The sequence below is a fragment of the Rugosimonospora acidiphila genome, assembly GCF_039543385.1.
Classification (GTDB): domain Bacteria; phylum Actinomycetota; class Actinomycetes; order Mycobacteriales; family Micromonosporaceae; genus Rugosimonospora; species Rugosimonospora acidiphila.
The window spans coordinates 1-15,044 of record NZ_BAABJQ010000018.1 but is presented as its reverse complement, the minus strand read 5'-3'; the positions used below and the strand labels follow the sequence as shown (position 1 = coordinate 15,044).

At 72.3% G+C, this 15,044-nt stretch carries 13 protein-coding genes; 8 read left to right on the top strand and 5 right to left on the bottom strand.

Features of this window, described 5'->3' with window-relative positions; translation table 11 throughout:
- Window positions 1-73: 73 nt before the first annotated feature.
- From ABEA87_RS26450 to valS, 4 genes are all read right to left on the bottom strand, one after another.
- On the bottom strand, window positions 74-787 hold the full coding sequence (locus ABEA87_RS26450) for a glycosyltransferase family 2 protein (protein WP_345634040.1): 714 nt from the start codon (window positions 785-787) through the stop codon (window positions 74-76).
- Window positions 784-2,169, bottom strand: a complete 1,386-nt coding sequence (locus tag ABEA87_RS26445; RefSeq protein ID WP_345634038.1) for a hypothetical protein — start codon at window positions 2,167-2,169, stop codon at window positions 784-786. Before ABEA87_RS26445 ends, ABEA87_RS26450 begins: the two co-directional genes overlap by 4 nt.
- 4 nt (window positions 2,170-2,173) lie before the next feature.
- Complete coding sequence (locus ABEA87_RS26440; protein WP_345634036.1) at window positions 2,174-2,620, bottom strand: hypothetical protein; 447 nt, start codon at window positions 2,618-2,620, stop codon at window positions 2,174-2,176.
- A 339-nt stretch (window positions 2,621-2,959) separates the two neighbouring features.
- Window positions 2,960-5,539: a valine--tRNA ligase gene (gene valS / locus ABEA87_RS26435; protein ID WP_345634034.1), complete on the bottom strand. Its 2,580-nt coding sequence runs from the start codon at window positions 5,537-5,539 to the stop codon at window positions 2,960-2,962.
- A 512-nt stretch (window positions 5,540-6,051) separates the two neighbouring features.
- Between valS and ABEA87_RS26430 the strand changes: the two genes are divergently transcribed.
- From ABEA87_RS26430 to ABEA87_RS26400, 7 genes are all read left to right on the top strand, one after another.
- Entirely contained in the window at window positions 6,052-6,762 is a 711-nt protein-coding gene (locus ABEA87_RS26430; RefSeq protein WP_345634032.1) for a hypothetical protein, read from the top strand.
- Window positions 6,759-7,874 (top strand): helix-turn-helix domain-containing protein, encoded by a 1,116-nt coding sequence (locus ABEA87_RS26425; RefSeq protein WP_345634030.1) that lies wholly within the window; start codon window positions 6,759-6,761, stop codon window positions 7,872-7,874. Before ABEA87_RS26430 ends, ABEA87_RS26425 begins: the two co-directional genes overlap by 4 nt.
- Window positions 7,875-7,929: 55 nt before the next feature.
- Complete coding sequence (locus tag ABEA87_RS26420) at window positions 7,930-9,129, top strand: nucleotide disphospho-sugar-binding domain-containing protein (protein ID WP_345634029.1); 1,200 nt, start codon at window positions 7,930-7,932, stop codon at window positions 9,127-9,129.
- A gap of 112 nt (window positions 9,130-9,241) precedes the next feature.
- A complete protein-coding gene (locus ABEA87_RS26415; protein ID WP_345634028.1) occupies window positions 9,242-9,775 on the top strand; it encodes a (2Fe-2S)-binding protein in 534 nt (177 codons plus the stop codon).
- The gene (locus tag ABEA87_RS26410) at window positions 9,772-10,986 is read left to right on the top strand and encodes an FAD binding domain-containing protein (protein ID WP_345634027.1); all 1,215 of its coding nucleotides are present in this window, start codon (window positions 9,772-9,774) and stop codon (window positions 10,984-10,986) included. Before ABEA87_RS26415 ends, ABEA87_RS26410 begins: the two co-directional genes overlap by 4 nt.
- A complete protein-coding gene (locus tag ABEA87_RS26405) occupies window positions 10,983-13,076 on the top strand; it encodes a xanthine dehydrogenase family protein molybdopterin-binding subunit (protein WP_345634025.1) in 2,094 nt (697 codons plus the stop codon). Before ABEA87_RS26410 ends, ABEA87_RS26405 begins: the two co-directional genes overlap by 4 nt.
- 47 nt (window positions 13,077-13,123) lie before the next feature.
- Window positions 13,124-13,564, top strand: a complete 441-nt coding sequence (locus ABEA87_RS26400) for a nitroreductase family deazaflavin-dependent oxidoreductase (RefSeq protein ID WP_345634023.1) — start codon at window positions 13,124-13,126, stop codon at window positions 13,562-13,564.
- A 64-nt stretch (window positions 13,565-13,628) separates the two neighbouring features.
- Here ABEA87_RS26400 and ABEA87_RS26395 read toward each other — a convergent pair whose 3' ends face one another.
- Entirely contained in the window at window positions 13,629-13,967 is a 339-nt protein-coding gene (locus ABEA87_RS26395) for a DUF952 domain-containing protein (protein ID WP_345634021.1), read from the bottom strand.
- A 117-nt stretch (window positions 13,968-14,084) separates the two neighbouring features.
- On the opposite strand from ABEA87_RS26395, the gene ABEA87_RS26390 reads away from it, so the two are divergent.
- The gene (locus tag ABEA87_RS26390; protein ID WP_345634018.1) at window positions 14,085-14,882 is read left to right on the top strand and encodes a class I SAM-dependent methyltransferase; all 798 of its coding nucleotides are present in this window, start codon (window positions 14,085-14,087) and stop codon (window positions 14,880-14,882) included.
- Window positions 14,883-15,044: the final 162 nt, after the last annotated feature.

The following is a 15,044-nucleotide window of genomic DNA, read 5'->3' as shown; positions in this document are numbered from 1 at the left end:
CGGTGGACAAAACCCTCCGCCGTTCCGGCGGGCCCCGCCGGATCTCGCGGGGAGATCGTCGGTGCGTGACCGGTCAGGCGGTCGGGCCGGGTATGGACAGGCTCGGGCGCCGAACCCGCTCGCGGACGAGAATCCACAGCGCCTCCACACCGTCCCGCCAGGTGATCTTCTTGCCCTCCTCGCGGGACCGGGCGTGGTAGCTGATCGGCACCTCGTACGGGCGGTAGCGGTTGCGCAGCAGCTTCCCGGTGACCTCGGCCTCCATGCCGAACCCGCGGGACTTGACGCGCAGCGACCGGTACAGCTCGACCGGCATCAGCTTGAAGCACGTCTCCAGGTCGCCGAGGTAGCAGTTGTACAGCACGTTGGCCGCCGTGGTGACCGCCTTGTTACCCATCACGTACCAGTACGAGAAGGAGCTGTGGCTGCCGAACGTGCGATTGCCGTAGACCACGGTGGTCCGGCCGTCCAGCACCGGCTCGAGCAGCCGCGGGATGTCCAGCGGCTGGTACTCCAGGTCGGCGTCGAGAATCACCATGTACTCGCCGGACGCCGCCGTCACCGCCGTCATGATCGCGGCACCCTTGCCCTGATTGCGCTCGTGCAGGATGACGCGCAGCCGGCTGTCGTCGGCGCTCTGCAGGATCTCCCGGGTGCGGTCCTTGCTGCCGTCGTCGACCACCACTAGCTCGATCTCGCACGGGTAGTCAACATCCAACGCCTGCTTGAGGGCCTCGCCGAGCCGGGCTTCCTCGTTGTAGACGGGCATGAGGATGGACAACTTCATACGGAAATCTCCTGAGATTGATCCTGAGAAATACCGACCTCGCGTCGGATGGTAGCGCCATCCCCGCCGAAGGTGCCTCCACCGGTCAGCGCGACCACGGCCCAGCAGACCGCGCTCGCGGTCGCCACCAGCGCGAACGGCAGGGTGACCCGGGTGATCGAGGTGTTCAGGTACCAGGTGATGGGGTTCGAGCTGACCAGGTAGGTGGCCGAGAGCACGGCGAGGTACACCGCGACGAGCGCCCAGAGCCACAGGTCTCCGCCGAGTTCCAGGGTGCGGCGCTGGCGGCGCAGGAGGATCCCGCCGACCACCGCGGTCGCCACCGCCACGGCCACCAGCGGGCCGACGGTGCTCCAGATCGCGGACAGCGTGGGCGAGAGCCGGTCGTAGATGGCCGGGTCCAGGCGCAGCACGTCGCCCAGGTGCACCGACGAGGTGACGTCGGACTTCGCGCCGAAATGCCGGCAGACCAGGCTCCACACCCCGCCGGCCAGGACCGGTACCCACAGCACCCAGGCCCGGCGCAGCTCGCGGCGCATCCGTACCGTCGCGGTCGCGGCCAGCACGACGGCCATCACGAAGCCCTCGTTCTTGGTCAGCGCCACGCCGGACAGCAGCAGCACCGGCAGCAGCGGCCGGCGCAGCGGCTCCGGGCGCAACAGCAGCAGCACCGCGGCGGCGGCGAACGCGGCCGCCCACAGCACATCGCTGTAGCCGTCGGCGACCCCGGTCGGCTCGGCACCCCAGGCGGCCAGCGCCACGCAGGCCGCCGCGATCCGGGACACCAGCGCGGGCGCCCGGTTCGTCGCGACCCGTACCGCGTAGCCGAGCATCACGATCGAGGAGAAGCTCAGCGCCGCCGACACGAACTGGGCGACGTAGAGCTTGTACCCGGACAGCACACTCCACACCGCGCCGACCGCGGCCGACTCCAGCGGCGGATAGTCGGGGTGGGAGAAGGACACGGACGGCAGGCCGAGGTACTCCCGGGCCAGCGTGGCGCCCTTGGTGAAGTACGCGGCGTGCAGCCACCAGATCGAGTTGGCGTCCCACGCCGTCGGCGGAAGCACGACGACCAGGAACGGCAGCAGCAGCGGCACGACCAGCCACAGCCAGTCCGCCCACGTCCCGGCACGGACCGCGGGCGGGGCGGTGCGCCGCAGCAGCACCGGCGTGGCCGCCCACTGCAGCACCAGCAGCGGCCCGAGCCACCAGAGCAGGTCCCCGCCGACAACCAGCATGAGAATCGCCGCGGCCGCCGCGGACAGCGCGGTGACCAGTGGCGCGATGAGCAGGGCGAACCGGAGGTCGCGGAAGACCACATATCCGATGGGCATCCCGGCCACCACGACCATCAGGACGGCGAGCAGCGAGGCGAGCACGGCGTCACCCGATCCTTTTGACTACGAGCCGCATGCCCCCGGGGGACACGCTGGCCGGCGCGCTCACCACCGAGAGGTCGTAGTCGGCCCGGGCGGCGTCGGGGACCACGATGATGCCGTCCATCGCGGCGAACTCGACGATGCGCTGATACCAGAGGCTGTTCACGCTGCCCTTGAAGTACACCGTGGACGCGGCCGGCACCTGTTCGGACAGTTGCCGCCGGACGGTCTCCATCTGGGTCTCGAAGACCCGGTCGCCGCCCCGGTTCGGGTCGTGTGCGGCGTCCACCCCGCGCTGGGCGGCGCGCTGCGCGCCGTGCCCGGCCAGCACCACCACGACCACCGCCAGCAGGACCACAACGATCCGGACAAGCGGGTGCCCGGACAATCGAGGCCGGCTCGGCACGCCGGTCGACGGTTGCTCACCGGCCCGGCCGAGGGGATCATCCACCGGCTCGGCCCTCCGCGGGAGGTTGGCCCGGGGCGAGGGGGCAGCCCGGGACAACGGGGTGAGTCATCGCTGTGTCGCTTTCTTGAACGCCTGAAGCTAGGGCCCACTTCAGGGCAAGGGGTGACGCCGGCAGCGCCGCCGGAGCACGCTGAGGCTATACGCAACTCGCCTTATCGCACCAGGCCGGTTTCCTGGGACATAGTCACCCATGTCGTATCGATCCCGTGAACCGGGCACCCCGAGGGGAAACATCGCGCCAGCGCGGGCCCGGCCGCGGGGTCACCTACCCCCAGCGAACCGCACCGGACCCGCGCTGTGCGACCAATCCCTTACGCTGAGCTACCTTTCGGCCCCGGCGTCCTCGGTCGCGACCACGGCATCGGCGTGGGCCGCGGCGAGCAGATCCGCCCGCACCAGGCCCAACAGCGCCAGGCCGGGCGTGTCCGCCGGAACCTCGACCGATGGCACCTCGGCACGCATCGTGACGCCCCGGGCAGCCTTGGCCCGCCGAACCGCGCCGATCAGCGAGCACGCCGCGTCGAACACCGCCGGATCGCCACCCGATCCGCCGCCAACCGCCGGATCGCCACTCACCGCCGGCCAGGCCGCGCGGTGGATCGAACCGTCCCGCCACCAGGACCAGACCTCCTCGGTGACGTACGGCAGCACCGGCGCGAACAGCCGCAGCAGCACGTCGAGCGCGTGCCTCAGGGCGGCGCGCGCCGAGCGCGCACCCGGGCCGGATCCGTAGGCGCGCGTCTTGACCAGCTCCACGTAGTCGTCGCAGAACGTCCAGAAGAACGCCTCGATCCGCTCCAGCGCGCGCGTGTGGTCCAGCTCCTCCAGCGCCGCCGTGGCGTCCGCGACCACGCCGTCCAGCCGGGCCAGCATCGCCAGATCGAGTGCCTCGGTGACGGCCGCGACCCCGGCGGCCGGATCGGCGTCGCCGGCCGGCTCGAACCCGAGCACGAACCGGCTCGCGTTGAGGATCTTCATGGCCAGCCGCCGGCCCACCCGCATCTGGTTGGTGTCGTACGCGGTGTCCGCGCCCGGCCGCCCGCCGGCGGCCCAGTACCGCACCGCGTCGCTGCCGTACTCCTCCAGTGGCTGGAGCGGGGTCACCACGTTCCCGGTCGACTTCGACATCTTCTTGCGGTCCGGGTCGGTGATGAAGCCCGAAATCGCCGTTGCCCGCCAGGGCAGTTCGTCGCCCAGTTCCCGGGCCCGGACCAGCGTGGTGAACAGCCAGGTGCGGATGATGTCGTGCGCCTGCGGGCGCAGGTCCATCGGGTACACCCGGCGCCACAGGTCGTCGTCCTCGCCCCAGCCGCCCGCGATGCGCGGGGTCAGCGAGGAGGTGGCCCAGGTGTCCATCACGTCCGTGTCGCCGGCGAAGCCGCCGGGCCGGCCGCGATCCGCCTCCCGGTAACCGGGCGGGGTGTCGGTCTGCGGGTCGATGGGCAGCGCCGAGGTGTCCGGCAGGATCGGCGCGTCGTGGCGCGGTTCGCCCTGCTCGTCCAGCGGGTACCAGACCGGGAACGGCACACCGAAGTACCGCTGCCTGCTGATCAGCCAGTCCGAGGTCAGGCCGTACACCCAGTCCTCGTACCGGCGGCGCATGAACTCGGGCTGCCAGCGCAGCCGCCGGCCGGCCGCCAGCAGTTCGTCGCGGTGCGCCAGGGTACGGATGAACCACTGCCGGCTGGTCAGGATCTCCAGCGGCCGATCGCCCTTCTCGAAGAACTTCACCGGATGCCGGATCGGCCGCGGCTCGCCCAGCAGCCGGCCGGTCTCGGCGAGCCGGGCCACGATCTCGCGGCGTGCCTGGGCAACCGAGCGGCCCACCAGGGTCGCGTAGAACTCGGCGCCCACGGCCGACGTGTCCAGGTCGGCGTCGAGGAACCGGCCGTCCCGGCCGAGGATCGACCGGATCGGTAGGCGCAGCTCGCGCTGCCAGGTCACGTCGGTCGCGTCGCCGTACGTGCACACCATGACGATCCCGGTACCCTTCGCCGGATCGGCCAGATGGTGCGGAAGGATCGGCACCGGCGCGTCGAACAGCGGCGTCACCGCGGTGGCGCCGAACAGGTCCTGGTACCGGGCGTCGTCGGGGTGCGCGACCAGCGCCACGCAGGCCGGCAGCAGTTCCGGCCGGGTGGTGTCCACCTCGATGGCGCGGGACGGGTCGTTGGCCAGCCCGAACACCAGCCGGTGGTAGGCGCCGGCGACCTCACGGTCCTCCTGCTCGGCCTGCGCCACCGCGGTCTGGAAGTCCACGTCCCAGGCGGTCGGCGCGAGCGCGTGGTACACCTCGCCCGCGGCCAGCCCGCGCAGGAACGCCCGCTGCGCCACCCGCCGGGCGACGGTACCGATCGTGGTGTACGTCATCGACCAGTCCACGGACAGCCCGAGCCGGCGCCACAGCGTCTCGAACGCCCGCTCGTCGCGCGCGGTCAGCAGCGCGCACAGGTCGATGAAGCTGCGCCGGGACAGCCGGATCGGCGGCTGGTCGCGGCGCTGCCGGCTCGCCGGATCGGGCAGGTCAGGGCCGGTGACCCCGAGCGCGACCAGTTCGCTCGGGTCGAACGGCAGCGTGGGGTCGCACCGCACGTGGAAGTAGTTCTGCACGCGGCGCTCGGTGGGCAGCCCGTTGTCGTCCCAGCCGACCGGGTAGAAGACCTCGCGCCCGCGCATCCGCCAGAACCGCGCCACGATGTCGGTGTGCGTGTAGCTGTAGACGTGCCCCACGTGCATGCTCCCGCTCGCGGTCAGCGGCGGGGTGTCGATGGAGTAGATCTCGTCGCGGGTGCGGCCACGGTCGAACCGGTAGGTGTTCTCGGCCTCCCAGCGGCGCGCGTGGGCTTCTTCGATGCCGTCCAGGGTGGGTTTCCCGGGCACGGCACGGCGTGATCCGCTCATGGATTGGTCACCTTTCGAGGCGGGGGATGTACGGGCCGGGCGGTGGTCGACGACGTGACGCGGTGCGTCAGGCCGTCCTACCTACTCGGTGCGCGCCCGACGGGCGGGCCACCCGTACTGCCGCAGCCGCGGCGCGCGGCCGGCATACGCGCGGCGTCGACGACGTCGACGCGGCGGTACGCGGGCGGGCGATCGCGTTCACTGCAGCTCCTCGGTGCCTCGGTGCAGGTGTTGCCTCGGTGAAGTATCCCATGGTAACGCCCCGCGGCCGAGGCTCCGGCCGATCGGCACAACGGGCGCAGGCGGCTCATTCGGCCCGAATCGGGATCCGCGCCGCCCCGGCCGGCGCCCTCCCACGACCGGCCGGCGCCCTCCCACGACCGGCCGGCGGCATCCGCGGCCCGCTCGCGCCGGCCGGTGGCCGGGCGACACGCCGACGAGGCCGCTTCACGTTTTCCGTCCTCGGATGAGGGATGATTTCGGGAAGCGACCCGCGGTGGAAGGGGACACGGATGCGGCAGCAGTGCCCGGTGTTTGACGGCGACGGGGCCGCGCAGCGGCTGACCGAGCTGGGCCTCACCACGGAGATCCTGGAGTTCGTGCTGCGTGGTGCCGACGCCGAGGCGCGTGCCTACACGCCGCTGGACCCGCCGAACATGCAGGGCATGGCGCGATACGCCCGCACCGTGCGGCTGCTGCGCGAGCGGCTGGTGCCGCTCGGCTGGTCGTACGACAACCCGCGCAACCTCGCCCGCACCGTCAGCCCCGACCGCCGGGTGGCCATCATCACCACCCTCGGCGACGGCGCCACCGGCGTCCCGCACGTGATGCCGTCCACCCGCTACGAAAAGGGCATCGCCACCGTCGAGGCGGTCGGCCGCAACTTCCTGCAGCTGAGCCTGCCGATCGACCTCGGTGACCTGGGCGACGACGGGCCGCTGGACGTCGAGGACGACGCGACCGCCACCTGGATCCTGCTGTACAACGTCACCGACACCGAGATCCGCGCGGAGCTGTCCCTGCCCGACTCGATGGTCGACGGCTACATCGACACCTGGGTCGAGCGGCTCGTGCTGCCACCGATCCCGCTGGAGCCCGCCATCGACCTGACGGCACCGAAGACCTCGGCCGCGCCGCGCGGGATCGTGCCCGGCCCGAGGGTCGCGGCGCTCGCGCCGCGGGCCGACGAGCCGGATGTCCTCGTCACCCGTCGCTTCGCGTGAGCACCCGCCGACCCTCCGGCGGCAGCCCGCTGACCCCGAGCAGGCTCACCCTGGCCCGCAAGCGGCGCGGCCTGACGCTGGTCCAGCTGGCCACCGCTGTCGGCGTCAGCGTGCGCAGCCTGTCCACGTACGAGAACGGCCGCCAGGACCCGACCGAGGACACCCAGCACCGGCTGGCCGAGGCGCTGGACGTGCCGGTCGGCTTCCTGCGGGCCGGCGACGTCGATGAGATCCCGCCCGCCGCGATCAGCTTCAGGGCGCCGAGCAAGCTCACCGCGGGACAGCGCGACACGGCGCGCAGCGCGGGCCGGATCGCGCTGCTGCTCGCTGAGTGGATCGAGCAGCGGTTCGAGCTGCCCGGGCCGGACGTGCCGTCGCTGCCCAATCTCGATCCGGAGACCGCGGCCGAGGTCGTACGCGCCCGGTGGGGGCTCGGCAACGGTGCGCTGGGCAACCTCGTCCGGCTGCTGGAGGCGCACGGGGTACGGGTGTATTCCCTCACCGCCGAGTGCGCCGCCGTGGACGCGTTCTCCTTCGTCTGGCACCAGACGCCCTACGTGCTGCTCAACACCGGCAAGTCCGGCGAGCGCGGCCGGTTCGACGCCGCCCACGAACTCGGCCACCTCGTGCTGCACAGCGAGCACCGGCTGCCCCAGGGCCCCGATGCCGAGCAGGAGGCCAACCGGTTCGCCGCCGCGCTGCTGATGCCGCGCGCCGCCGTGCTGGGGCACGGCCTGGCCAACGCCACCATCGACCGGATCCTGTCCGCCAAGCAGACCTGGCGGGTGGCGGCCATGGCGCTGACCCACCGGCTGCACGAGCTCGGCCTGCTCAGCGACTGGAGCTACCGCACCGCCTGCGTCGACCTGTCCCGCCGCGGCTACCGCACCGGGGAGCCGGGCGGGATCGCCCGCGAGACCTCGCCGCTGCTCGCCAGCGTCTTCCAGACCCTGCGCGCCGAGGGCATCGGCCCCGCCGACATCGCAAGCGACCTGCACCTGACCGTTCCCGAAGTCAACCGGCACGTCTTCGGCCTGGTACCGGTGGCCGTCAACGGCGGGGCCGCGCGCACGCCACCGAAGCGGCCGAAGCTGACGCTGCTGACCAATTGACGCCGGGCCGGGACCCGGCCGGGGGCTGACGGAGCTTTCCGCGAGGGGAGGACGGATGCGCATCCTGTTCGTCTCGGCACCGCTGGTCGGCCATCTCTTCCCGATGCTCCCGCTCGCGCTGGCCGCGCGGGACGCGGGGCACGAGGTCATGATCGCCTCGGGCGGCGAGGCCGCCGACGCCTTCTCAGGCGGCGAGGCCGCCGCAGCCTTCTCGCGCGGCGAGGCCGCCGATGCCGCCTCCGGTGGCGGAGCCGCCTCCGGTGGCGAGGCCGCCGTGGGCCGATCGGGCTGCCCGCCGGTCGAGGACCTCTGCCCCGGGTTCGACTTCGGCGCGATCGCCCGCCGGGTCATGCTGCGCCACCCGCTCATCGCCCGCGCGGAGCTCGCCGGCACGGCCGGTACCCGCGGCGTAGCGCTGCTGTTCGGGGCGGTCAACGAGGCCCTCGCCGGCCCGGTCGAGCGGCTCGTGGCGGACTGGGCGCCGGATCTCGTGGTGCATGAGCCGCTCGCCGTGGCCGGCGCGCTCGCCGCCGCGCGGGCCGGGATTCCGGCCGTGCTGCATGGCAACTCGCTTTTCGACGGCGAGGAGCTGACCCGAGTCACCGCCGCAGCGATGCGGCACCCGCCCGCGCGGCGGCTGCCCCCGCACGCCGGGGTGCTGACCATCGCTCCGGCCAGCGTGGCCGGGACCCACTCGGGGCGGCCCATGCGGCCGGTGCCGTACGGCGGCGGCGCGCTGCCCGGATGGCTGCGCGAGTCGCCCTCGCGTCCGCGCATCCTGGTCAGCCGCAGCACCGTGGCCGGGCCCGGCGGGGGCGACCCGATGCCGGCGGTGATCGCCGCCGCGGCGCGGATCGACGCCGAGATCGTGCTGGTGCGCCCGGACGCCCGGGCGATCCCCGGCGCGCTGCCCGGCAACGTCCGGGTGGTGGGTTGGATTCCGGTCGCGGAGGCGCTGCCGACCTGTGCCGGGATCGTGCACCACGGCGGCGCGGGTACGGTTTTGGCCGCGCTGGCCGCCGGGGTACCCCAACTGGTCGTGCCCGGGCCCGGGGACCGCCGGTACAACGCCCAGCGGGTGGCGGCGCGGGGCGCCGGCCTCGCGGTACCCGCGCGGCGGCTCACCGCCGATCACCTGTGGCGGCTCGCCACGGACCCCACGCTCGCCCGGGCCGCCGGGCAGGTGCGCGAGGAGATCGAGGCCATGCCGGCGCCGGCCGAACTGGTGGCCGAACTGCCGGGCGGGCCGGCGTAGCCCGTCCGGGCCGCTCCCCACTCCCCGCCCACCGCCATTTCGCCGTCATTTCCGGCCATTTCGGGTAGCTTGGACTTATTCGTACCATCGAGTGACGTCGGAGCGGGGTCCCATGGACGTCGAGATCAGCCTCCGGGTGGACGGCACCGCGCACCGGCTGAGCGTGGACCCTCGCACCAGCCTGCTTGACGCGCTGCGCGAGCGGTTGGGCAACACCAGCCCGAAGAAGGGCTGCGATCACGGGCAGTGCGGCGCCTGCACGGTGCTGTTGGACGGGCGGCGGGTGAACAGCTGCCTGGCGCTGGCCGTGGCGCACGAGGGCTCCACCATCGTCACCGCCGCCGGCCTGGCCCAGGACGGGGCGCTGCACCCGATGCAGGAGTCGTTCATCCGGCACGACGCCTTCCAGTGCGGGTACTGCACGCCCGGACAGATCGTGTCCGCGGTCGGCATGCTGGAGGAGGCCGCCGCCGGCTGGCCGAGCGCGGTCACCGCCGAGTTCGCCAGCTCCAACGTGAGCGTGGAGAGCACCGATCCCGGCGTGCTGATGGACGACGAGATCCGCGAGCGGATGAGCGGCAACCTGTGCCGGTGCGCCGCGTATGCCAACATCGTGCCGGCCATCCGGGAGTGTGCGCGACGATGAGACCGTTCCGGTACGAGCGCGCCGACGATGTGGCCGGGGCGGTGGCGCTGCTGGCCCGCGCGCCACAGGGCGCGTTCCTCGGCGGTGGCACCAACCTGGTCGACCTGATGAGGCTCGACGTGGCCCGGCCCGATGTGCTGGTCGACGTGCGGCGGCTCACCTCCGATCAGGTCGAGGAACTGCCCGACGGCGGGGTGCGCATCGGCGCCGCCGTACCCAACAGCGACCTGGCCGCCAATACGATGATCCGCACCCGGTACCCGATGCTGTCCGCCGCGCTGCTCGCCGGCGCCTCCGGGCAGCTGCGCAACCTGGCCACCAGCGGCGGGAACCTGTTGCAGCGCACCCGTTGCGTGTACTTCCAGAACGTGACCACCGCGTGCAACAAGCGGCAGCCCGGCTCCGGCTGCTCGGCCATCGAGGGGCACCACCGAGATCTCGCCATCCTGGGCAGCTCACCGGCGTGCGTGGCGACCCACCCGTCGGACATGGCGGTGGCGATGGTCGCCCTCGACGCGGTGGTGCAGACCCACGGCCCGAACGGCGAGCGGTCGATCCCGCTGGCGCAGCTGCACCGGTTGCCGGGGCAGGAGCCGGAGCACGACACCGTACTGGAGCACGGCGAGCTGATCACCGCCATCGACCTGCCGCCGATGCCGCCCAACGTACGGTCGCGCTACCGCAAGGTACGCGACCGGGCCTCGTACGCCTTCGCCCTGGTCTCGGTGGCCGCCGTCCTCGACATCTCGGAGGGCATGATCCGGGACGTGCGCATCGCGCTGGGTGGCGTGGCGCACAAGCCGTGGCGGGCCACGGTCGCGGAGCGGTCCCTGATCGGCGGGCCGGCCAGCGGGGAGCGGTTCCGGCACGCGGCCGAGGAGGAGCTGGCGGACGCCCAGCCGCTGCCGGGCAACGCGTTCAAGGTGCCGCTGGCGCGCAACACCATCGTGCGGACGCTGCTGGATCTGGCCGGGTCGAGCCTGGTTCCGCCGGGCACGGCGGGTCCCGGACCGGCCAACCCCGGGGCGACCCGCCCAGAGGCGACCAACCCCGAGGCGGCGCATCAGGAGACGGCCGGCCCCGGGGCGGCCGATCCCGAGGGGGTGCATCCGGAGGCGGCCAACCCGGAGGCCGCCCGGCCCGCGCCCGACCCGGCGGTGATGGACCCCGAGATGGATCCCGGCGCGGATCCCGAGGGGCCGCGCGGATGACCATCCCGGCCCACGCCATGGGCGAGATGATCGACCGGATCGACGGCCCGGACAAGGTACGCGGCCTGGCCCGGTACGCCTTCGAGCAGCCGGTCGAGCGGCCGGCCTACCTGTACCCGGTGCAGGCCACCATCGCCCGGGGGCGGATGGTCGGCCTCGACTGCCGGTTCGCCAGCTCCGAACCCGGGGTGCTGGCCGTGCTGCACCGGTACAACGCCGTCCGCACCCGAGCCCAGGACGGGCTCGGCGAGCTGGACATCCTGCAGTCCGACCGGGTGGCCTTCCGCAACCAGTTCGTCGCCGGGGTCATCGCGGAGACCTCGGAGATCGCCCGGCACGCGGCCGGCCTGGTCCGGGTCGAGTACCAGTCGGAGCCGCACGACGTGGCGTTCAGCGCCGACCGGGACGACCTGTGGACGCCGTCGACGGTGCTGTCGAAGTTCCCGATGGAGGTGGACAAGGGCGACGTCGATGCCGGCCTGGCGGACGCGCCGGTGCGGCTGGACCGGACCTACACCACGCCGCGGTACTACCACAACGCGATGGAGCCGCACACCACCGTCGCCTGTTGGGCCGACGACCAGTTCACCATCTACACCTCGAGTCAGGGCGTGCACGCCGCCCGGGGGTCGATCGCCGCCCTGTTCGGGCTGGACCCCCGGCAGATCCGGGTGATCTCCCCCAACATCGGCGGGGCGTTCGGCTCCAAGGCACACGTGAACCCCGAGCTGATCCTCGCCCTGCTGGCCGCCCGCCTGGTGCCGGGCCGACCGGTGAAGCTCGCGCTCACCCGCCAACAGGCGTTCTTCCAGGCCGGATACCGGCCCGAGACGATCCAGCGGATCGCGATCGGCGCCCAGGAAGACGGCCACATCGTCGCCATGTTCCACGCCTGCACCTCACCCACCTCGCAGGTGCAGGAGTACGCCGAGCACTGCACGCGCGCGACCCCGACCATGTACGCCACGCCGAACCTGCGCACCCAGCAACGGCTGGCGTCCCTGGACATCCCCACTCCGACCATCATGCGGGCGCCCGGCGAATGCCCCGGCATGTTCGCCCTCGAATCCGCCATGGACGAACTGGCCGTCGAGTGTGGCATCGACCCGATCGAGCTGCGGATGCGCAACGAGCCCGAGACCCACCCCGGCACCGGGCTGCCGTTCAGCAGCCGCAACCTGATCGCCTGCCTGCGGGAGGGGGCGGAACGGTTCGGCTGGGACGAACGCGACCCGACGCCCCGGTCCCGCAACGAGGACGGCTGGCTGGTCGGCACCGGGGTGGCCGCCTCCACGTACCACGCCCTGCAGGTACCCGGTTCGGTCGCCACCATCCGGGCCGAGCCGCCCGGCCGGTACACGGTGCTGATCGCGGCCGCCGACCTCGGCACCGGCACCTGGACCGCGCTGACCCAGGTGGCCGCCGACGCATTGGGCGTCGGCGTGTCAGACGTCGAGTTGCGCATCGGCGATACCGCGTACCCGCAGGCGGTCGTTGCCGGGGGCTCGGCCGGCATCGCCAGCTGGGGAACGGCGATCTGCGAGGCGGCCGGGCAGCTGCGCCAGCGGCTGGGCCGCGGCGGCACGATTCCCGTCGAAGGGCTGGAGGTCACCGCCCAGATGCCGGAGAACCCGTATGCCGACCAGTACTCGATGCACAGCTTCGGGGCGCAGTTCGCCGAGGTGCGGGTGAACGCCGAGACCGGCGAGGTCCGGGTACCCCGGCTGCTGGGCGTGTTCGCGGCCGGCCGGATCGTCAACCCGAAGACGGCGCGCTCGCAGCTGCTGGGCGGCATGACCATGGGCATGTCCATGGCGCTGCACGAGGACGGCGTGCTCGATGCCCGGTTCGGCTCGGTGGTCAACCAGGACCTGGCCACGTACCACATCAGCAGCAACGCCGACGTCGGCGCGGTGGAGGTGCGGTGGCTTCCGGAGGACGATCCGTACGTGAACCCGATGGGTACCAAGGGGATCGGCGAGCTGGGCATCGTCGGCGCCGCCGCGGCCGTGGCCAACGCGGTGTACCACGCCACCGGCGTCCGGATCCGGGACCTGCCGATCACCCTCGACAAGTTGATGACCTGGTGAGCCGGGTCTCATGGCGGAGACGATCAAGCGAGAGTTTACTGGTGCCCATGTCTTTGACAGGTGATTACGAGCCGAGCACGTCCGGTTGGGTCCGGGATCAGGTGGAGGAGTACGAGGGCTCCGGCGGCACTCGGGGGACGGATCTGCGGGGAATGCCTGTGGTGGTCATCACCAACCGCGGCGCCCAGAGCGGCAAGATCCGCAAAACGCCGGTGATGCGGGTGGAGCACGAGGGGCGGTACGCGGCCGTCGCCTCCCAGGGCGGTGCGCCCAAGCACCCGAGGTGGTATTTCAACCTGATCGCCAACCCGCGCGTCGAGGTGCAGGACGGCCCGGTGAAGACCGCGATGGTGGCCCGCGAGCTCACCGGCGCGGAGCGGGACGTCTGGTGGGAACGGGCGGTCGAGGCGTACCCCGACTACGCCGACTACCAGACCAAGACCGAGCGGCAGATCCCGGTGTTCGTGTTGGAACCGGCCGAGGGCTGACGAGCATGATCGGGTAGCCGGTACCGCCGGCTATCCGATTGTTCCGCCCATCGGATCGGCCCGGCTATTTGATCAGCGCGGCCACCGCGTCCGCGACGGGCACCTCGCCGGGTACCGCCGCCTCGGCCACCACGGCGTCGAGCGGCAGCGGACCGTACAGGTGAGGGAACAGCGCGCCGCCCCGGGACGCCTCCCAGCGCAGCCGCTCGCCCAACGGCTCGGGATCCACGGTCAGCAGCGCCAGGTCGGTCTGGCCGGCGAAGTGCCGGGCCGCGGTCTCCACCACCTGGTCGAGACCGGAGAAGTGAATGAACCCGTCCCGCCGGTCGAGCTCCGAGCCCTCGTAGCGACCGAGGTCGCGAGCCCGCTCCCACTCGGCGGCCGGCAACAGCTTGTAAATCACCCCCGAACCCTAACCCCGCACCCGCGACCGGCTGACAATCGCCCACCCGGCCCGGTGATCGTTTGGCCGGGCGGTAATCGCTTGCCCGGGCACCGCCGCGGCGCCCACGATGGCGACATGCTGGCAGCCGAAATCATGGACTACTACCGGGCTGGCGGTGAACGCAGCCGGCTCGCCACCGGAGCGGGCCTGCTGGAGTACCTGCGCACCTGGGACGTGCTGACCCGGGCGCTGCCACCGGCACCGGCCGACGTACTGGATGTGGGCGGCGCGACCGGCGTGTACGCGGGGCCGCTGACCGAGGCGGGGTACCGGGTGCGCGTGGTGGATCCGGTACCGGAGCACGTTGCCGACGCCGGCGCGCGACCCGGGGTCACCGCGACCCTCGGCGATGCCCGGGCGTTACCGGCGGTCGACCACAGCGCCGACGCCGTCCTGCTGCTCGGCCCGCTCTACCATCTTCCGGTCCGCGCCGAGCGGTTGGCCGCCTGGCGCGAGGCGGCGCGCGTGCTGCGCCCGGGCGGGGTGGCGGTGGGCGCGCTCATCAGCCGGTACTCCGGGTTGTTGGACGGTCTGATGCGGGGCTTCATTCACGACCCGAGCTTTCGTCGGATCGTGGATGAGACGCTGGCCAGCGGCGAACACCGCAACCTCGACGGCGGGTCGAAGTGGTTCACGACCGCCTACTTCCACCACCCCGACGAGGTATCCGGCGAGGTGACCGAGGCCGGCCTGCACCTGGAGCGCCTGGTCTCGACCGAAAGTCCACTGTGGATGGCCCGTGACTCGCTGAACGACCTTCTGGCCGACCCGGCCGACCGGGAGCGGATCCTGGACACGCTGCGCCGCATCGAGGACGAACCCAGCCTGCTCGGTGCGAGCAGCCATCTGCTGGCGATCGCCCGACGGTCGTAGCGTCCGGCGTCATGACGAATGTCATTGGCTAACCAGGGGCGTTCACACTGCCGACGGTACCGGGTCCGCGACGACGATTGTCCACATGACCGACACCCAGGCAGTACTCGCAGCCAGCACCCGCCAAGCCCGTAGCCTCCAGGGCTTCCACACCGTCAAACT